At 58.4% G+C, this 18,117-nt stretch carries 18 protein-coding genes; 12 read left to right on the top strand and 6 right to left on the bottom strand.

Annotated features, from left to right (window positions below):
* Positions 1-17 precede the first annotated feature (17 nt).
* The 6 genes from lptC (at position 18) to ptsN (ending at position 5,134) form a co-directional block, all read left to right on the top strand.
* Positions 18-683, top strand: coding sequence for an LPS export ABC transporter periplasmic protein LptC (gene lptC / locus V6R85_RS05905; RefSeq protein ID WP_003503782.1), 666 nt, complete (start codon positions 18-20; stop codon positions 681-683).
* A gap of 13 nt (positions 684-696) precedes the next feature.
* Positions 697-1,260, top strand: a complete 564-nt coding sequence (locus V6R85_RS05910; protein ID WP_003503784.1) for an LptA/OstA family protein — start codon at positions 697-699, stop codon at positions 1,258-1,260.
* Between the two features lie 9 nt (positions 1,261-1,269).
* Positions 1,270-2,079, top strand: coding sequence for an LPS export ABC transporter ATP-binding protein (gene lptB, locus V6R85_RS05915; RefSeq protein ID WP_003503786.1), 810 nt, complete (start codon positions 1,270-1,272; stop codon positions 2,077-2,079).
* Between the two features lie 153 nt (positions 2,080-2,232).
* Positions 2,233-3,783, top strand: coding sequence for an RNA polymerase factor sigma-54 (rpoN, locus tag V6R85_RS05920; protein WP_099085715.1), 1,551 nt, complete (start codon positions 2,233-2,235; stop codon positions 3,781-3,783).
* A gap of 234 nt (positions 3,784-4,017) precedes the next feature.
* Complete coding sequence (gene hpf / locus V6R85_RS05925; RefSeq protein WP_003503790.1) at positions 4,018-4,590, top strand: ribosome hibernation-promoting factor, HPF/YfiA family; 573 nt, start codon at positions 4,018-4,020, stop codon at positions 4,588-4,590.
* 82 nt (positions 4,591-4,672) lie between these two features.
* A complete protein-coding gene (gene ptsN / locus V6R85_RS05930) occupies positions 4,673-5,134 on the top strand; it encodes a PTS IIA-like nitrogen regulatory protein PtsN (protein ID WP_003503792.1) in 462 nt (153 codons plus the stop codon).
* A gap of 80 nt (positions 5,135-5,214) precedes the next feature.
* On the opposite strand, the gene grpE is transcribed toward ptsN, so the two are convergent.
* On the bottom strand, positions 5,215-5,850 hold the full coding sequence (grpE, locus tag V6R85_RS05935; protein ID WP_003503794.1) for a nucleotide exchange factor GrpE: 636 nt from the start codon (positions 5,848-5,850) through the stop codon (positions 5,215-5,217).
* A gap of 114 nt (positions 5,851-5,964) precedes the next feature.
* Positions 5,965-7,056: a heat-inducible transcriptional repressor HrcA gene (hrcA, locus tag V6R85_RS05940; RefSeq protein WP_003503796.1), complete on the bottom strand. Its 1,092-nt coding sequence runs from the start codon at positions 7,054-7,056 to the stop codon at positions 5,965-5,967.
* A 135-nt stretch (positions 7,057-7,191) separates the two neighbouring features.
* On the opposite strand from hrcA, the gene rph reads away from it, so the two are divergent.
* Genes rph through hemW form a run of 3 tightly spaced genes read left to right on the top strand, consistent with a single transcriptional unit; the run spans position 7,192 to position 9,775 of the window.
* Positions 7,192-7,908, top strand: a complete 717-nt coding sequence (rph, locus tag V6R85_RS05945) for a ribonuclease PH (protein WP_003503798.1) — start codon at positions 7,192-7,194, stop codon at positions 7,906-7,908.
* 17 nt (positions 7,909-7,925) lie between these two features.
* A complete protein-coding gene (rdgB, locus tag V6R85_RS05950) occupies positions 7,926-8,570 on the top strand; it encodes an RdgB/HAM1 family non-canonical purine NTP pyrophosphatase (protein WP_003503799.1) in 645 nt (214 codons plus the stop codon).
* A 5-nt stretch (positions 8,571-8,575) separates the two neighbouring features.
* A complete protein-coding gene (hemW, locus tag V6R85_RS05955) occupies positions 8,576-9,775 on the top strand; it encodes a radical SAM family heme chaperone HemW (protein ID WP_111833822.1) in 1,200 nt (399 codons plus the stop codon).
* Positions 9,776-10,005: 230 nt separating this feature from the next.
* Here the strand turns inward: hemW and dnaA are convergent, their stop codons facing one another.
* The 4 genes from dnaA to mutM all read right to left on the bottom strand — a co-directional run bounded on the left by dnaA (position 10,006) and on the right by mutM (position 14,503).
* Positions 10,006-11,466: a chromosomal replication initiator protein DnaA gene (gene dnaA, locus V6R85_RS05960; protein ID WP_236775428.1), complete on the bottom strand. Its 1,461-nt coding sequence runs from the start codon at positions 11,464-11,466 to the stop codon at positions 10,006-10,008.
* Between the two features lie 871 nt (positions 11,467-12,337).
* Positions 12,338-12,604 carry a 30S ribosomal protein S20 gene (gene rpsT / locus V6R85_RS05965; protein WP_003493474.1) on the bottom strand — a complete coding sequence of 89 codons (267 nt, stop codon included), beginning with the start codon at positions 12,602-12,604 and terminating at the stop codon, positions 12,338-12,340.
* A 195-nt stretch (positions 12,605-12,799) separates the two neighbouring features.
* Positions 12,800-13,573, bottom strand: coding sequence for an enoyl-CoA hydratase (locus V6R85_RS05970; RefSeq protein WP_003503804.1), 774 nt, complete (start codon positions 13,571-13,573; stop codon positions 12,800-12,802).
* A gap of 33 nt (positions 13,574-13,606) precedes the next feature.
* A complete protein-coding gene (mutM, locus tag V6R85_RS05975) occupies positions 13,607-14,503 on the bottom strand; it encodes a bifunctional DNA-formamidopyrimidine glycosylase/DNA-(apurinic or apyrimidinic site) lyase (RefSeq protein WP_111833753.1) in 897 nt (298 codons plus the stop codon).
* Positions 14,504-14,646: 143 nt separating this feature from the next.
* On the opposite strand from mutM, the gene ubiE reads away from it, so the two are divergent.
* The 3 genes from ubiE (at position 14,647) to V6R85_RS05990 (ending at position 18,112) form a co-directional block, all read left to right on the top strand.
* Positions 14,647-15,423, top strand: a complete 777-nt coding sequence (gene ubiE / locus V6R85_RS05980) for a bifunctional demethylmenaquinone methyltransferase/2-methoxy-6-polyprenyl-1,4-benzoquinol methylase UbiE (RefSeq protein ID WP_003503808.1) — start codon at positions 14,647-14,649, stop codon at positions 15,421-15,423.
* A 36-nt stretch (positions 15,424-15,459) separates the two neighbouring features.
* Complete coding sequence (gene ubiB, locus V6R85_RS05985) at positions 15,460-17,034, top strand: 2-polyprenylphenol 6-hydroxylase (protein WP_020811191.1); 1,575 nt, start codon at positions 15,460-15,462, stop codon at positions 17,032-17,034.
* A 163-nt stretch (positions 17,035-17,197) separates the two neighbouring features.
* The gene (locus V6R85_RS05990) at positions 17,198-18,112 is read left to right on the top strand and encodes a sterol desaturase family protein (RefSeq protein ID WP_003503811.1); all 915 of its coding nucleotides are present in this window, start codon (positions 17,198-17,200) and stop codon (positions 18,110-18,112) included.
* Positions 18,113-18,117: the final 5 nt, after the last annotated feature.

Raw genomic sequence — 18,117 nt, forward strand, 5'->3', positions numbered from 1 at the left:
ATTCCGGACCCACTCTTATGCTCGAAAGACTCCGCGAACCCGCGCCAGCATTCTCGCTGCCCAATGACCAGAACGGTGCCTATGACACCGCGCTGAGGCATTCTGCGCGCGTGAAACGGCTGAAAATCATTCTGCCGCTCGGCGCAGCCATCGTTTCGCTCGCCTTCATCGCCGTCTCGGTTATCCGAACCTGGGCGCCCGATGAGGTCTCGCTTGAGAGCGCGCGAATTGAAGACGGCAAGATCGTGATGGAAAAACCTGCCGTTGCGGGCCGCAACGAGAAGGGGATCGATTATTCCATGAACGCCGACCGTGCGTTGCAGGACATCGCCAACCCCAACCTGATGACGCTTGAGAAGGTTCTGGCCGCAGTGCCGGTGAATGACGGTATCGCCCAGGTGATCGCCCATGAAGGCATTTTTGACCGGGCCACCAACAAGCTGAAGATGACCGCCCCTTTTGACATCAATCTCAGCAATGGCATACAAGCGAAGTTCCAGTCTGCGGATGTCGATCTGAAGGCCGGGAAAATGAGCAGCCAGGAGCCGGTTTCGATCAAAACAAACGACGGCTCGATTGTTGCGCAATCGATTGACATCGCCGATAATGGCAAGACAATTACATTTTCGGGGCAGGTACGGGCACGTATCGCTGCATCCAATATCAAGAATGAAGGCAAGTGAGAGCCCGGTCCAGATGATGCAAATTTCCCGTCCCGTTTCCCTTGGCAAATCCGCCGGCCTCGCAGCTGCAGGTCTTGTTTTTTCGTGTCTTGCAACTGTGGCTTTCGCCCAGAACACCACCAGCAACATGCAGGGCGTCAAGCTCTCCGGCGACCAGCCGATCGCAATTGAAAGCGATCAGCTCGAGATTCGCGATCAGGAGCGCAAGGCCTATTTCACCGGCAATGTGAAGGTGGTGCAGGGAACGACCACCCTTCAGGCCGGCAAGATGACGGTGAACTACAAGGGCGAGGGTTCATCGCTCACCAGCGGCGACGCCAATATCGAAAAAATCTTCGTCGACAATAATGTCTATCTGACGTCCGAGACCCAGAAGGCGACGGCCGATCACGGCGAATTCGACATGGCGGCGCAGACCTTCATCCTCACGGGCAAGCAGGTCGTGCTGTCCGAGGGCACGAATGTCTTCACCGGCTGCAAGCTGACCGTCCTCATGAATACGGGACAGGCCAAGCTCGAAAGCTGCGGCGGCCCTGTTCGGATCATGCTTGATCCGAAATCCCAGAAAAAACAGTAGTCTTTCCTCGTGAAGATACCCTCGATCTCAAAGATATTCGGCGGCGGACGCAGCCGATCCGCGGACGCGGTCCCACCGGCGGACAAGACCCCCTATCAGGGCACGCTGATCGCGCATGGCCTGACGAAGACCTATAATACGCGTCGTGTCGTCAACGGGGTTTCGCTGGTCGTGCGCCGTGGCGAGGCCGTGGGACTGCTCGGCCCGAACGGCGCCGGAAAGACCACCTGTTTTTACATGATCACGGGCCTGGTACCCGTCGATACCGGCAAGATCGCCATCAACGGCAATGATGTCACCACCATGCCGATGTATCGTCGCGCCCGTCTCGGCGTCGGTTATCTGCCGCAGGAAGCATCGATTTTCCGCGGCCTCACGGTTGAGGAAAACATCCGCGCCGTGCTGGAAGTGCATGAGCCGGACGCAGCCAAGCGCAACCACAAGCTTGATGAGCTGCTGGAAGAATTTCACATCGCGCAGTTGCGCAAATCCCCTGCCGTGGCGCTTTCGGGCGGCGAGCGGCGGCGTCTGGAAATCGCGCGCGCTCTTGCGACCGATCCGACTTTCATGCTGCTCGACGAACCTTTCGCGGGCGTTGATCCGATTTCTGTCAGCGATATCCAGAATCTGGTGAGACACCTGACAGCGCGCGGCATCGGCGTTCTCGTGACCGACCACAACGTCCGTGAAACGCTCGGTCTCATCGACCGCGCCTACATCATCCATGCCGGCGAGGTTCTGACGCATGGGCGTCCAGACGATATCGTCAACAATCCGGATGTACGCCGTCTCTATCTCGGCAACAATTTTAGCCTTTGAACGCCTGGGCGCGAAAGATTCTTCATCGCGCCCCGCCCTGACGCTTGACCAAACAAGATAAAAAAGCAATTTTTGGGCCAAGTTCCATCGCCTCCGCAAAATTTATGAAAACTGTGGCCATGGAGAAGCTGTAAGGGGAGTTTCGCGTCCGCCATGGCATTATCTGCCAGCCTTTTGCTGCGTCAAAACCAGTCTCTTGTAATGACACCGCAACTGATGCAGTCCATCCAGCTGCTTCAGATGACGCATTTCGAGCTGACGCAGTTCATCGCGCAGGAGGTGGAGCGCAATCCATTGCTGGAAATTGCGGCAAACGATGGCGATTTGAGCAGCGATGCCCCGGTAGAGGCGGAGAGTTTCGGCGACGCGGACAGCGAAGGCTCGGAGAGATCCGCCACGGTGACATCAGACAGTGACGATTGGTATGGCGATCGCGCCGCAAATCTCGGCGAGCAACTGGATACCAGCTTCGAAAACGTCTTTCCCGACGATGCTGAGCCCCGAAAAGCCGATGCGCCTGAACTGGCCGGCCAATGGAAATCCATGCCCGGTCAGGAGTCCGGGGAAAGTTATGACCTCGATGATTTCGTCGCGGCCAGACAGAGCCTCGGCGACCATCTCAATCAGCAATTGCCGCTCGCCATATCAGCCGCCGAGGACCGGATGATCGCCGATGCGCTGATCGGCCAGCTCGATGAAACCGGCTATATTGCGGCTGATGCCGTCGATGATGTCGCCGAACGGCTGGGAGCGGCGCCGTCGGCAGTCGAGCACGTCCTGAAGACGCTTCAGGGCTTCGACCCACCGGGTGTATTTTCCCGTTCCCTGAGCGAATGTCTGGCGATCCAGCTGGCCCAGAAGGATCGGCTAGACCCGGCCATGCGGGCTTTCGTCGATAATCTGGAACTTCTGGCGAAACGCGACTTCGCCTCCTTGAAAAAAATCTGCGGCGTCGATGAGGAAGACCTGCTCGATATGCTGGCGGAAATCCGCACGCTCAACCCCCGCCCCGGCGCAGGTTACGACTCGATGGTTTCGGAGACCATCGTTCCCGACATTATCGTTCGCCCCTCCTCCACCGGCGGCTGGCTGGTGGAAATCAACCCCGAGACCCTGCCGCGCGTGCTCATCAACCAGAGTTACTTCGCCGAGGTATCGAAACATAAGGCGCGCGCGGGCGAGGATCAGGATTTTCTGGCCGAATGCATGCAGACGGCCCATTGGCTGACCCGCAGCCTAGACCAGCGCGCCCGGACAATCATGAAGGTGGCGACGGAAATCGTGCGCCAGCAGGATGCCTTCCTCGTCAATGGTGTCGACCAGCTACGCCCGCTGAACCTCAAGACGGTGGCCGACGCCATCAAGATGCACGAATCCACCGTCAGCCGGGTGACGTCCAAAAAATACATGCTGACGCCACGCGGTCTGTTTGAGCTCAAATATTTCTTCAGCGTCTCGATCAGCGCCGTGGAAGGCGGAGACAGCCATTCGGCGGAAGCGGTGCGTCACCGCATCAAGGCCATGATCGCGCACGAGGCCGCCGAGGCAGTCCTTTCCGACGACGACATCGTCGACAATCTGAAAAAGAGCGGCATCGATATCGCCCGCCGCACGGTCGCCAAATATCGCGAGGCGATGAACATCCCCTCCTCCGTGCAGAGGCGCCGGGAAAAGAAGGCGCAGGCCAAGCTTTCCGCCTTCTGAGCAACGAGCCCATTCACGTTTGGGGCGGTTTTTTGCCGCACCATTGACTCTTGCCACGCCAGGGGCTAGAAGCCCGCCGCACACGTAAGCAAGGTCATTTGTAACGGATTCATCTCCACCGTCCATGGGCGTAAAATTCAAATGGAGGCTTTTTAAGGTCTTCGAAACGCTTGGATGCGCGCGCGGCTTGACGTAAGCTGGTACTCGCAAATCACTACAAAAAGGAAAATTTCCATGAGTGTGCGTGTATCTGGTAAACATATGGAGATCGGTGAATCTTTCCGTCAGCGGATCGAGGACAATATAGGTCTGGCAGTTACCAAATACTTCGATGGGGGGTATTCAGGCCAAGTGACCGTGGAGAAGTCCGGATCGCGTTTTGCCGCCGACTGCAAGCTGCATCTCGATACGGGCGTTGTATTGCATGCGGCGGGTCAGGCAAATGATCCGCAAGCCAGCTTCGACGCCGCCGCCGAGCGGATCGAGAAGCGCCTGCGTCGCTACAAGCGCAAGCTGAAGGACCACCACAGTGGTTTGAATGGCGTGTCGCAGGAAATCGCCTATACGGTGATGGATGCTGTTCCCGATGAGGACCACGAGGTTCCTGAAGATTACGCACCCACCATTGTGGCGGAGAGTTCGAAACAGATTAAGACCATGTCAGTCGCCAGCGCCGTGATGGCGCTCGACATGACCGACGAACCGGTTCTGCTCTTCCGCAGCCCCGGCAAAGAATATCTCAACATCGTTTATCGGCGTCATGACGGCAATATTGGCTGGATCGACGCGGAAACGATCAAGAGCTGAACAGTCTGACAAGACGTGGGAGGCAGAGCGCGAAAATGCATCTGCCTCCTGCATCGTCTCGATGGCATGAAGGAAAAAGAGAATGGCGTTGGCAGATTTGCTGCAACAAGATGCGATTATTCCCGCCCTCAAGGTGAATTCCAAAAAGCAATTGCTTCAGGAGCTGGCTGCAAAGGCAGCCAGAATTACCGGAGTCTCGGAACGGGAAGTTTTCGACGTCATCCTCCAGCGCGAGAAGCTCGGCTCCACCGGTGTGGGCCACGGCATTGCCATTCCGCATGGCAAGCTCAACAGTATTCACCAGATCACCGGCGTTTTCGCACGCCTTGAAACGCCGGTCGATTTCGAAGCGCTGGACGACCAGCCGGTCGATCTGGTCTTCCTGCTGCTTGCGCCCGAGGGCGCCGGCGCGGATCATCTGAAGGCTTTGTCCAGAATTGCACGCGCCCTGCGCGACCCTGAACTGGTGGCCAAGCTGCGTGCGACCGATTCCGACACAGCAATCTACGCCTTCCTCAATCAGGAACAGGCGACGGCGGCTTGATCGCAACCCGCCCCCTCAGTTTAACGGCAATAAAAAACGCGCCCTGAAGGCGCGTTTTTTATGACGTAAAGACAGATGCCTTACGCGTCTTTTTCATTGAGAGACGAGGTGCCCGGCTCGGCAGAGGCGGCTGTCTCCACCTTCGGGCCACCCTTGGCGACACCGACCATGGCGGGGCGCAGCACGCGATCGCCGATGGTGAAACCAGCCTGGACCACCTGCAGCACCGTATTGTTCGGAACCGCCGTATTCGGAATTTCGAACATGGCCTGATGGAAATTCGGGTCGAACTTCTGGCCCTCGGCATCGATCTTCTTCACGCCGTGGCGTTCCAGCGTCGACAGCATCGAACGTTCCGTCATCTCGACGCCTTCGATGAGGCCGTTGAGACCGGCTTCACCATTGGTCTTGAGCTCATCGGGAATGGCTTCGAGCGCACGGCGAAGATTATCGGAAACGGCGAGCATATCGCGTGCAAAACCTGCCAGGGAATAGGCCTTGGCATCCTTGACATCGCGTTCGGTGCGACGGCGAAGATTGTCCATCTCGGCCGCAAGTCGCAGGAATTTATCGCGCAGATCGGCGTTCTCAGCCTTGAGCAGCTCGACCGGATCGGGTTCTGCCGTTTCGGCCTGTTCTTCACCTGCCTGGGCAAGATCGACAAAATCTTCCGCGACGTCCGCGTCAGGTCCGGGCTTTTTTGTATCGTCGGTCATGACGTTCTCCAGATTTGAATATTGTTGGTTGCGCCCGATATCGAGCTTTGACGGGCAAAAATCAAGGCTTGCGGCGAAAAGCTTGCCGCATTCTCTGACCTTTGCGGGCTTGTCCTATCTTTGCTTGCGGGAAAGGCGCGCCATGATCTGCGCAGTATAATCCACCATTGGCACGATACGGGCATAATTCAGCCTGGTGGGGCCGATAACGCCGACCGCGCCCACGACGCGATTGTCCTCATCGCGATAGGGCGCGACGATCAGAGAAGAACCGGAGAGCGAAAACAGCTTGTTTTCAGAGCCGATGAAAATCCTGACCCCGGAGCCGCTTTCCGCGAGGTTGAGGATTTCGATGAGGTTTTCCTTGCGCTCCAGATCATCGAACAGCAGGCGCACCCGATCGATATCTTCTTCACCGGCGAGACCCTCCAGCAGGTTGGAGCGTCCGCGAACGATGAGGCGGCCAAGCTTGCCCTCCTCATTGTCACCCGCCCAGACGGCCAGACCGCGCTCGATGAGATCCTGCGCCAGCGTGCCGAGTTCCGATTGCAGTTCCGCCTGCTGCTTCTGGAACTGTGTCCGCAATTCCTGCAGCGTCTGGCCGGACAGATGGGCATTGATGAAATTCGCCGCCTCGATCAATTGCGATGACGAAATGCCGGCAGGCAATTCAATGATGCGGTTTTCGACCTGATTGTGATCGCCGACCAGCACGGCGAGCGCCTTGGTGGGCTCCAGCCTTATGAATTCCACATGTTTGAGGATGACATCATTCTTGGCGGTCAGCACCAGGCCGGCGCCGCGCGACATGCCTGACAGCATGCGGCTTGCCTCGGTCAACAACCCTTCCAACGACTGCTCGTGGCCGGCGACCGGCCCGATCTGACGGTCGATATTCGCCCTTTCTTCCGCGGGCAGATCACCCACCTGCATGAAGGCGTCGACGAAAAAGCGCAGCCCCGTCTGGGTGGGCAGGCGCCCGGCGCTGATATGCGGCGAATAGATGAGGCCGAGTTCCTCAAGATCGCTCATGACGTTGCGGACGGAGGCGGGCGAAAGCGACATCGGCAACAGCCGCGACAGGCTGCGGGATCCGAGCGGCTCACCCGTATCGAGATAGCCTTCAACGATGCGCCGGAAAATTTCCCGAGACCGTTCATCCAGCAATGATGCCTGATCTTTTGATAGCGGTGCGGAAAAACCCATTTCGTCCGTTCTTTGTCGTTCAAACCAGCTCGCATCAATATAATGCGTTGCAACGCCGCGGCAAAATGGAAATTGGCTTTGCAAAAGCCCGGAGCGCGCCTTAGAAGGCAGGGACCAACATGGAGAGTGGATCATATGCGGCCTTCAGGCAGAAAAACCGACCAGATGCGCAAGGTTTCCTTCGAGCGCAATTTCTCGAAACATGCCGAAGGTTCCTGTCTGGTGAAATTCGGCGACACGCATGTGCTCGTCACCGCAAGCCTGGAAGAAAAGACGCCGCCATGGCTGCGCAACAGCGGCAAGGGCTGGGTCACCGCCGAATACGGCATGCTGCCGCGCTCCACCCATGAGCGCATGAAGCGCGAAGCCGCTTCCGGCAAGCAGGGCGGCCGCACCCAGGAAATCCAGCGTCTCATCGGCCGCTCGCTGCGCGCCGTTGTTGATCTGCAGGCACTCGGCGAACGACAGATCAGCATTGACTGCGATGTCATCCAGGCCGATGGCGGCACCCGCACGGCCTCCATCACCGGCGCATGGATTGCGCTCCACGATTGCCTGAAGTGGATGGAAACCCGCAACATGATCAAGGTCGAGAAGGTTCTGAAGGACCATATCGCGGCGATCTCCTGCGGTATCTTCGCCAACCAGCCGGTGATCGATCTCGACTATCTCGAGGATTCCTCCGCCGAGACCGATGCAAATTTCGTCATCACCGGTTCCGGCGGCATCGTCGAGGTTCAGGGAACGGCGGAAGGCGCGCCCTTCTCCGAGGAAGAATTCCTGACGTTGCTCGGTCTTGCCAAGGCCGGATGCAGCGAACTGGTCGCCCTTCAGAAACAGGCCATCGCCTGAGCCGACAGGAAAACGTGATGCGCAAGCTCGATACCAGAACGATCGTCGTCGCCAGCCACAATAAGGGCAAGATCGCCGAAATCGCCGATCTGATCGGGCCTTTCGGTTTCTCCGCCAAATCGGCGGCGGAGCTGAATTTCTCGGAGCCGGACGAGACGGGCACCACCTTCGAGGAAAATGCCGCCATCAAGGCGCTTGCCTCCGCAAAGGCATCCGGTCTTCCGGCTTTGTCCGACGATTCCGGTCTGGTCATCGACGCGCTTGACGGTGCGCCTGGCGTCTATACCGCCAATTGGGCGGAGACGGCCGACGGCACCCGCGACTTCGCCATGGCGATGCAGAAGGTCGAGGATGCCCTTGCCGAGCGTGGCGCATCGAAGCTGGAAGATCGCACCGGCCGCTTTGTCAGTGTGCTGTGCCTTGCCTGGCCGGACGGGCATGTCGAATATTTCCGTGGCGAGGTGGAAGGCGCTGTCGTTTGGCCACCGCGCGGAACGAGCGGCTTCGGTTATGATCCCATCTTTAAGCCCGAAGGTTATGACACTACATTCGGCGAGATGAGCTCGGATGAAAAACACGGCTGGAAACACGGCGATGCCTTTGCGCTGTCGCACCGTGCCCGCGCCTTCAAGAAATTCGTAGAAACCTGCCTGGAGGCATGAACCCGATGGTCGGGGAGCATCAACTTTCTGCCCCCGGCGCATCGCTTCTGCCGGATACGGGCGATCCCGGTTTCGGGATCTATCTGCATTGGCCTTTCTGCGCGGCCAAATGTCCCTATTGCGATTTCAACAGCCATGTCCGCCACCGCCCGGTGGATCAGGAACGGTTTACGGCTGCCTTTCTCCGTGAAATGGAACATATGCGGACGCTGAGCGGCCCGCGCGTTGTGACCAGCATCTTCATGGGTGGTGGCACGCCATCACTGATGGACCCGCAGACGGTCGGCGCACTTCTCAATGGCGTCGCGCGCTTCTGGCATGTGCCCGATGGTATCGAGATCACCATGGAGGCCAATCCCTCCAGCGTCGAGGCGGAACGTTTTCGCGGTTATCGCGCGGCGGGCGTCAATCGTGTCTCACTCGGCGTGCAGGCGCTCAACGACCGGGACCTGAAGTTCCTCGGCCGCCTGCATGATGTTGCCGATGCCTTGAAAGCCATTCGGCTGGCGCGGGAGATTTTTCCGCGTATGTCCTTCGATCTCATCTATGCCCGCCCGAACCAGACGGTGGCCGAATGGGACGCGGAGCTGAAGGAGGCTGTCTCCTACGCGGTCGACCATCTGTCGCTCTACCAGTTGACAATCGAGGAAGGCACGCCCTTTTACGGCCTGCACAAGGCCGGCAAGCTCATCGTGCCCGATGGCGAACATTCGGCCGTGCTTTATGAGGCAACCCAGGAAATCACCGAGCGTTACGGCATGCCGGCCTATGAGGTTTCCAACCATGCCCGGCCCGGCGCCGAAAGCCGCCACAACCTCACCTATTGGCGTTATGGTGACTACGCCGGCATTGGCCCCGGCGCGCATGGACGCCTGACGAGAGGCGCTTCCAAGCTCGCCACCGCCACCGAACGCCACCCGGAAAACTGGCTCGAAACCGTTGAGCGGGAAGGCCACGGCATGGTCGATCAGGAACTGCTCGGCGTCGACGAACAGGCCGACGAATTGCTGCTGATGGGCCTTCGCCTGCGCGAGGGCATCGATCTCGCCCGCTGGAGCGACCTTTCCGGCCGCGATCTCGACCCGGAGAAGGAGGAATTCCTTCTGCAGCATGGTTTCGTGGAAAGGCTCGGCAATTCCCGCCTGCGCTGCACCCCTTCAGGCATGCTTATTCTGGATGCCGTGGTGGCCGACCTCGCCTGCTGATCCACAGCATCGACACGCCTCGAAACACCAATAAAAAAGCGGCCCGAAAGCCGCTTGAGGGTGATGACGAAGTCTGAAAACTTGCCTTCATCATGCTCTGGCCAATCCCGAGCATCTGCAACCTATTGATTTTACCATACGTGATTGGATCCTCGGGACAGTCCCGAGGACGACATCGAATACGAGAGCGGCTTGCCAACGGACTGAAGCGGCCCGAAGGCCGCTTCTTTTTATGCGTTGTTTTCGTTGATCAGGCGCTTCAGCAGCTCAACCTCATGGCCAAGCTTGGTGTCACCGGAAATCAGTTCCTCGATCTTGCGCACGGCATGCAGAACCGTGGTGTGATCGCGACCGCCGAAACGGCGACCGATCTCGGGGAAAGAACGCGGCGTCAGCATCTTGGCCAGATACATGGCGATCTGGCGCGGCTTGACGATGACGCGGGTGCGACGGTTGGACACCAGTTCCTGCCGCGACACATTATAGTGCTTGGCGACGATGCGCTGAATATCCTCGATGCGCACGCGCTTGGCCTCACCCGTCCCGACGAGATGTGACAGCAGTTCATCGACACGGTCAACCGAGAGGTTCGGCTCAAAAGAGCGACGGAACATCAGCTGGTTAAAGGCGCCTTCCAGTTCACGTCCGCTCGCCGTCACGCTTTTGGCAACGTGGGTCAGGATTTCGTCCGAAATCTCGAAAGACGGATCGTCCTGACGCGCCGAGCCGAGGCGGCGGTTGAGCATTTCGTAGCGCATGTCGTAATCGGGACCTTCGATCTCGATCGCCATGCCGCCCTGAAGACGGGAACGGACACGCGGATCGAGCGATTCCAGCTCCCATGGCGCACGGTCAGCAGCGACCACGACCTGCTTGGCGCTGTCGAGCAGCATGTTCAGCAGGTGGCAGAATTCATGCTGGATCATCTTGCCCTGCAGGAACTGCATGTCGTCGATGACGAGCAGGTCGATATTGCGTAGCGTGTCCTTCAGCGTCAGGGCATCGTTGTCGCGGATTGCGGTCGCAAAACGCCACATGAAATATTCAGCTGTCAGATAGACCACGCGCGGATTGCGCGGGCTGTCGATGGCGGCATTGGCGATTGCCTGCAGAAGATGCGTCTTGCCGAGACCAACACCCGCATGGATGAACAGCGGGTTGAAGCGCACGGCGCCGGCACCGGCTTCGGCGATCGTCTTTGCCGCCGCAAGCGCGACGCGGTTAGATGAGCCTTCAACAAAGGTATCGAAAGTGAAACGTGTGTCGAGCGGCGAGCCGAACAACGGCCCGGAACCGCCCTGACGCAGGGTCGCCTGCGAAGTCGCGGGCTGCGCGGCAGGCGTGGCGGGCTGCGACGGTATAAAGGACTTGTTCCGCGGAGCCGCACCAACCTCCGCAACGGGCTGCACCCTCTCCTCGGTCTGAGCCGGACGGATCGGGCGGCTGGCCGAGCGGACCAGAATCTCCACCTTCAGCACATCCGGATCCTCGCTCTGGACGAGGTTGGTGATCAGGTCCATGTAACGGTTGTTGATCCAGGACTTCAGAAAGGTCGTCGGAACGGTAAAACGGACGACGCTTTTCGAAACGGTATGGAGTTTGAGCCGTGCGAACCAGCTTGCATAGACCTCCGGACCAACCTGTGCCTTGAGCCGCGCGCTAAAACGTTCAAACAGCGCATCGTGCGTCATAGCCGATTTGTCCCCTGCCGCATCTGAGCAAGCTGCATCACGCGTCTTTGGTGCGCGGTCCCCATCAGCCACCGCACCCATCGCCAAATTCAATTGCATATTGCCGCCTTTCAAATTGCCAATCATAGCCTGACGATCAAAGATCGACCGTCAGGGATCCCCCTCGTTTATTTCTGCCCCCAAGCGTTCCCCTCGAAAGAACGCCAAAGGCGACTACTTGTTTGCGAGCCGGTTATCCCATTTCCCTCCCCCTCATGGAGAGGCCTGCGACACGCTAAAAACGCTCCTTTCGCTACAACCTTAAGGCGCATTCTTGAGGACAAAAAACCCCCGCCCGTTCCGGAGACCGAAACGGCACAAAAAGCTCCATGACCTGAAAAAACGGACCTCGAAAGACCCGTCAGCAAGAAGGTGAATATCGTCGATACGATCATCGAGATAATCTGTGGACTGAGATCCGCACCCCTTGTTGAAATGCATTTAGGCAGGATCGTGGGGAGAGATCAATGGCGTTTTTTCTGCAAAAACTCAGATCGGCCATTGACTCGCAAAGGCCGTTTTGCATCACCGACAGGGTGCGAAGCAGAATCGCTTATGAATCAATGAGATTCAATTTTGGCAATTTTTAAGAGCGGATTTTGGCAAAAAAATAAAAATCTTCTTGACTCAAAACTAGCCGCGACTTCCGTAGAGAAAGCCCCTGAGTTTTCCAGAGACCTCCAGCAAGTTATTGTTTTTACTGCAAATTTCCTGTCGTCCATCTGACATGCGTTTGTCACGTTACGGCAGCAATGGTTAACGGGCAGTTAGAATCACAAAAAGCCCGGTCAAAAGACCAGGCTTTTTGAATAATTATTTGTGATTAGCCGGATTAGGCGGAAAGAGCCTTAACGCGCTGTGCGAGACGCGACACCTTGCGGGATGCGGTGTTGCCGTGCAGAACGCCCCGGGTGGCGGCGCGCTGGATCTCGGGCTGAGCTGCCTTCAGAGCTTCGGTGGCGACTGCCAGATCACCGGAAGCGATGGCTTCCTCGACCTTGCGGATGAAGCCGCGAACGCGCGAACGGCGAGCCTTGTTGACTGCGGTACGGCGAGCGATCTTGCGGGTCGCCTTTTTCGCCGAAGTTGTATTGGCCATGTATGCCTCTCTTCGAATTCAAACCAAATTCCGCAACCATAGGATCGGGTCGTTAGAAGACCTCACGTAACCCAAGAATGCGGGAGTAATTTCGGACAAGCCGGATGGCTTTCCTTAACCGTGGGCGGGCATATACCGCTAAAGCTTACGCCCGTCAACGCGCAAAACGCTTAAAAGCGCCGATATTCCGAATCCTTAGCGATTCCGGAAAGCGGGTTTGCGCTTTTCCACGAAGGCGGCCATGCCCTCCTTCTGGTCCGCCGTGGCAAAGAGCGACTGGAAGGAGCGTCTTTCAAATCTCAGACCTTCTGAAAGCGGCACCTCGAAGGAACGATTGACGCTTTCCTTGGCCATGAGCACGGAGGCACGCGACAGGGAAGCTATGCGGGTAGCCGCCTCCACCGCCTCGTCCATCAGATTTGCAGCCGGCACAACACGCGACACGAGACCGGCGCGCTCGGCTTCTGCTGCATCCATCATGCGGCCGGTCAGAACCAGGTCCATGGCCTTTGCCTTGCCGACTGCCCGTGTCAGCCGCTGCGAGCCGCCCATGCCCGGAATGACGCCGAGGGTGATTTCCGGCTGGCCGAACTTCGCCGTATCAGAAGCGATGATGAAATCGCACATCATCGCCAGTTCGCAGCCGCCGCCGAGCGCAAAACCGGAAACGGCGGCGATAACAGGCTTGCGGGTGGCAGCAACCTCGTCCCAGCCGCCGAGAAAATCGCCGACATAGGCATCGACGAAATCCAGCCCCTGCATTTCCTTGATGTCGGCGCCAGCAGCAAATGCCTTTTCCGAACCGGTAATAATGATCGCACCGATGGAATCATCGGCGGAAAACGAAGACAGAATGTGCCGCAGCTCTTTCAGAAGCACCGAATTGAGAGCGTTGAGCGCCTTGGGGCGGTTGAGGGTGATGACACCCACCTCATCGCGTTTCTCGACCAGTATCGTTTCATAGTCCACGGCAGTCTCCCCTTCTCCGTTACTCCGACAGCGTTACTTCTGGCAGGCGGCGCAATAAAAGGTCGAACGACCGGCCTGCACCACCCTTTCAACCGTACCCCCGCAGCCGGGTGTCCGGCAAGGCTGGCCTTCCTGATCATAGACCGAAAAGGAATGCTGGAAATAACCGAGCGTTCCGTCCGTCTGTATATGGTCTCGTAATGAGGACCCGCCGGCGGCGATGGCGTCGGCGATGACATCGCGGATTTTCTCCGTCAGATCGGCGAGTTGTGCTTTGGGCTTGCCACCTTTCGTTACCAGCGTTCCCGCGGCCCGCAGGGGCGAAAGATGCGCGCGCCACAGCGCCTCACAGACATAGATATTGCCGAGGCCCGCGATGACCTTCTGGTCCAGCAGCGTGCTTTTCAGGGGCTGGCTTTTGCCCTCAAACCGGCTCGCCAGATAATCCGCGCTCAGCGCATTACCTGTCGGCTCCGGGCCAAGCTCGGCAAAGGCCGGGTAAAGATCGAGCTTGTTGCGCTCCACCAGATGCATGAAGCCAAAGCGGCGCGGATCATTATAGATGACGCAGACGCACTCTTCTCCTTTATCGAGATGAAAGACGACATGGTCGTGCTTGCCGTCCTTCGAGCGGGCGTGATGAAACGCGCCGGGCGTCTTGTCAGCCTCATCCGTTTCCGCCTCGATACGAAACGAACCGGACATGCCGAGATGGGAAACGATCGTCAGCCCGTCTTCCAACTCGATGAGAAGATATTTCGCCCTTCGTCCGAGCGATATGATCGTCTTGCCCTCGATCAGCCCCGCGAAATCCTCCGGGAAAGGAAAGCGCAGATCCGGGCGGCCGAGATGCAGCCTGCGGACCCTTGCCCCTTCCATAGCAGGTGCAAGGCCACGTCTGACGGTTTCGACTTCTGGCAATTCTGGCATCTGGCTTATCCGACAGTTTATCGTTAGGACCATGTGGTCTATACAGTGCACGCGAAATGTCGCGCCCAGGCGATGCGGCAACAGATAGCGTTGCCATGGCGTTTCCGCTATGGTCCGCCACGCAATAAATATGGAGACAGACGATGACCGACGCCCGTACCACTGCCCAAGGCGGCATGGAAACGTCCTATGGCTTCCACAAGGTGGACGAAGGCAAAAAGCAGGGGCTGGTCAACGAGGTCTTCCATAAGGTGGCCAAGCGCTACGACATCATGAATGACGTAATGTCGGCTGGCCTGCACCGGCTGTGGAAGGACGCGATGGTCTCTTCGCTTTCGCCGCGCAAGGACCCGTCCTACAAGATTCTGGACGTTGCGGGCGGCACCGGCGATATCGCCTTCCGTATCATCGAAGCCTCCAACCGTCTGGCGCATGCCACCGTTCTCGATATCAACGGCTCGATGCTGGCCGTCGGCGAGGAGCGCGCGGCAAAAAAGAAGCTTTCCGACAATCTGACCTTCGTGGAGGCCAATGCCGAGGAGCTGCCCTTCGAGGCGAATAGTTTCGACGCCTATACGATCGCGTTTGGCATTCGCAATGTGCCGCGCATCGATGTCGCGCTGAAAGAGGCACACCGTGTCTTGAAGCGTGGCGGGCGGCTGCTGGTGCTGGAATTTTCCGAAGTCGATATGCCGCTGCTCGACCGTGTTTATGACGCCTGGTCGTTCAACGCCATTCCGCAATTCGGCAAGATGATCACGGGTGATGCCGAGCCCTATCAATATCTGGTCGAATCGATCCGCAAATTCCCCAATCAGGAGGATTTCGCGACGATGATCCGCACCGCCGGCTTCTCCCGCGTGACCTACACCAATTACACCGGCGGCATCGCCGCCCTGCATTCCGGCTGGAAGCTTTAAGACCATGGCCGGTAAAAGCAGGAGACAAGCATAAGCATGAGTACTTTGGGCGCATATTTCCGCCTCGCAAGGGTTGGTTGGGTTCTCGTGCGCGAAGGCGTCGTGCTGGCCCTGCCGTCCGACGACCTGCCTGCTCCCGCCCAATTATTGAAAGCGCTGCTGAAGCCATTCGCCCGCAGCAAGGCGAAACGGGCGCAGCGCAGCGACCGGCTGGCGGTGGCTGTGGAGCGGCTCGGGCCCTCCTATGTGAAGATGGGTCAGTTTCTCGCCACCCGGCCGGATGTGGTGGGCGCCGACTTCGCCGACGATCTCGCAAGCCTTCAGGACCGCATGGCCTTTTTCCCGGCGGCTGCGGCGAAGGCCAATATCGAAGGCTCGCTCGGACGGTCGGTGTCTGAACTCTACAGGGAATTCGGCGATCCGATCGCCGCGGCTTCCATTGCCCAGGTGCACCCGGCAATGGTGGATACACCAAAAGGGCCGCGCAAGATGGCCGTCAAGGTCATCCGTCCCGGCGTGCGCCAGCGTTTCCAGAACGATCTGGAGGCGATGTATCTGATTGCCGACCTGCAGCAGCGTTTCGTCCGCTCCGCCCGCCGCCTGCGCCCCGTCGAGGTGACGCGCACGCTGGAGCAGACCACCAAGATCGAGATGGATCTGCGGTTAGAGGCCGCCGCCCTTTCCGAACTTGCCGAAAATACCAAGGACGATCCGGGTTTCCGTGTTCCGGAGGTGGATTGGGAGCGCACCGGTCGCGATGTCGTCACCATGGAATGGATTGACGGTGTCAAGATGTCGGATATCGAGGGCCTGAAGGCCGCCGGCCACGACCTGAACAAGCTCGCCGATACGCTGATCCAGTCCTTCCTGCGGCATACGCTGCGCGATGGCTTCTTCCACGCCGACATGCATCCCGGCAATCTCTTCGTGGATGCGGAGGGCGAGATCGTTGCCGTCGATATGGGCATTGCCGGACGCCTTGGCAAAAAGGAACGCCGCTTCCTTGCCGAAATCCTCTACGGCTTCATTACCCGCGACTATATGCGGGTGGCTGAGGTGCATTTCGAGGCCGGTTATGTGCCGGGCCACCACGACAAAGCCAGTTTCGCGCAGGCGATCCGCGCCATTGGAGAACCGATCCACGGCCAGCCGGCCGAGACGATCTCCATGGGCAAGCTTTTGACCCTGCTGTTCGAAGTGACCGAGCTTTTCGACATGGAGACGCGGCCGGAACTCGTCATGCTGCAAAAGACCATGGTGGTGGTGGAAGGCGTGTCGCGCATGCTCAATCCGCGCTTCAACATGTGGAAGGCGGCAGACCCGGTCGTTGGCGGCTGGATCAGGGACAATCTCGGACCGAAACGTGTCGTTACCGATCTGAAGGATGGCGTGAAAGCCGCCCTCAAGCTTGCCGAGGCAGCACCGGAGATTGCCGCCAAGACGGAAAAGCTGCATTCCGAATTGATGTATATGAGCGAGAACGGCCTGCGTTTTGATGCGCAGACGGCGGAAGCCATTGGCAAGGCGGAAGCGCGCCACACCAAATGGGGACGGATCGCTCTCTGGGTCATTGCGCTGACGCTTCTCTATATTGCGATCAGGGTGAGCTGAGCATTTCGGCACCGCTATGTGCCATGTTTGTGTAATGCATTGGAGCGATAAGGGTCTGATCTCTAGCCAAGACAGGTGATTGGTGCGGATAAGGGTTGCTCGGAAGCCTGCGCGGAAGTGCGCCGATGGTAGAGACGGATACGCCGGACAGGATTTGATTTTGATGGCAAAAGCGCAAGTACTAAAAGCAGCCCTTTCCTATACCTCCTGGCCACTGGTGTTCGTCGGCGGCCTCGTCGGGTCCTATTTCGCTTTTGCGAGCAGTCATCCGATCGCAGCCTTTCTCGCCGTTTATGCGGGCGCGGTTCTCAGCCTGTTTCTCCTCGAGCGCTATATTCCCTATGAAGTCGAATGGCTTGAGGGGGATGGTGAGACCATCAACAGCATCGGTCACACGCTTCTGACGAAGGGGCTCGTACAACTCGCTGCCGCCGCCGCGGCAATCTTCCCGATGGTAGCCGCGAATGTTCTGCAGCCGCTGGCGGCGATGCGGTTCGACCTGTGGCCTTCCCATTTGCCAATGATCGTCCAGGTCGCGCTTGCGGTGACGATTGCCGAATTCGGTCTCTACTGGGCCCACCGCATTGCGCATGAAACGGTATTCTTCTGGCGGTTCCATGCCCTGCATCACAGCGTCGTGCGGCTCTGGGTCGTCAATACAGGTCGGTTTCATGTGGCCGACTCCCTGTTCAAGATCGCGCTCAGCCAGATTCCGCTTTATTTCATGGGTGCGCCGCTTCAGGTTTTCTGGTGGCTGGGCGCCGTGACCGCCTTCATCGGTATTTTGACCCATTGCAATGTCGACATGAAAACGGGGCTGCTCGATTATATCTTCAGCACGCCGCGCCTGCACCGCTGGCACCATTCGAAGCAGCTTCCGGAAGGCAACACCAATTACGGCGAAAACCTCGTCATCTTCGATCTCATTTTCGGATCCTACCACAACCCCGACCGGCCCTCTTCCACCGATATCGGCATCAAGGGTGAGATCGCAAAGGGGTTTGTGCCGCAGCTCCTGCAGCCCTTCACCAAAGAAGGCGTCCGCCAGATCATTGGTAAGGACAAGAAGGTCAACTGACGGTA

This window comes from Agrobacterium sp. CCNWLW32 (assembly GCF_037083425.1).
GTDB lineage: Bacteria > Pseudomonadota > Alphaproteobacteria > Rhizobiales > Rhizobiaceae > Agrobacterium > Agrobacterium radiobacter.

Coding starts and splice junctions, on each gene's coding strand:
- lptC (WP_003503782.1), top strand. CDS start 18: ATGCTCGAAAGACTCCGCGAACCCGCGCCAGCATTCTCGCTGCCCAAT.
- V6R85_RS05910 (WP_003503784.1), top strand. CDS start 697: ATGATGCAAATTTCCCGTCCCGTTTCCCTTGGCAAATCCGCCGGCCTC.
- rpoN (WP_099085715.1), top strand. CDS start 2,233: ATGGCATTATCTGCCAGCCTTTTGCTGCGTCAAAACCAGTCTCTTGTA.
- hpf (WP_003503790.1), top strand. CDS start 4,018: ATGAGTGTGCGTGTATCTGGTAAACATATGGAGATCGGTGAATCTTTC.
- ptsN (WP_003503792.1), top strand. CDS start 4,673: ATGGCGTTGGCAGATTTGCTGCAACAAGATGCGATTATTCCCGCCCTC.
- grpE (WP_003503794.1), bottom strand. CDS start 5,850: ATGACCGACGATACAAAAAAGCCCGGACCTGACGCGGACGTCGCGGAA.
- hrcA (WP_003503796.1), bottom strand. CDS start 7,056: ATGGGTTTTTCCGCACCGCTATCAAAAGATCAGGCATCATTGCTGGAT.
- rph (WP_003503798.1), top strand. CDS start 7,192: ATGCGGCCTTCAGGCAGAAAAACCGACCAGATGCGCAAGGTTTCCTTC.
- rdgB (WP_003503799.1), top strand. CDS start 7,926: ATGCGCAAGCTCGATACCAGAACGATCGTCGTCGCCAGCCACAATAAG.
- hemW (WP_111833822.1), top strand. CDS start 8,576: ATGGTCGGGGAGCATCAACTTTCTGCCCCCGGCGCATCGCTTCTGCCG.
- dnaA (WP_236775428.1), bottom strand. CDS start 11,466: ATGACGCACGATGCGCTGTTTGAACGTTTTAGCGCGCGGCTCAAGGCA.
- rpsT (WP_003493474.1), bottom strand. CDS start 12,604: ATGGCCAATACAACTTCGGCGAAAAAGGCGACCCGCAAGATCGCTCGC.
- mutM (WP_111833753.1), bottom strand. CDS start 14,503: ATGCCAGAATTGCCAGAAGTCGAAACCGTCAGACGTGGCCTTGCACCT.
- ubiE (WP_003503808.1), top strand. CDS start 14,647: ATGACCGACGCCCGTACCACTGCCCAAGGCGGCATGGAAACGTCCTAT.
- ubiB (WP_020811191.1), top strand. CDS start 15,460: ATGAGTACTTTGGGCGCATATTTCCGCCTCGCAAGGGTTGGTTGGGTT.
- V6R85_RS05990 (WP_003503811.1), top strand. CDS start 17,198: ATGGCAAAAGCGCAAGTACTAAAAGCAGCCCTTTCCTATACCTCCTGG.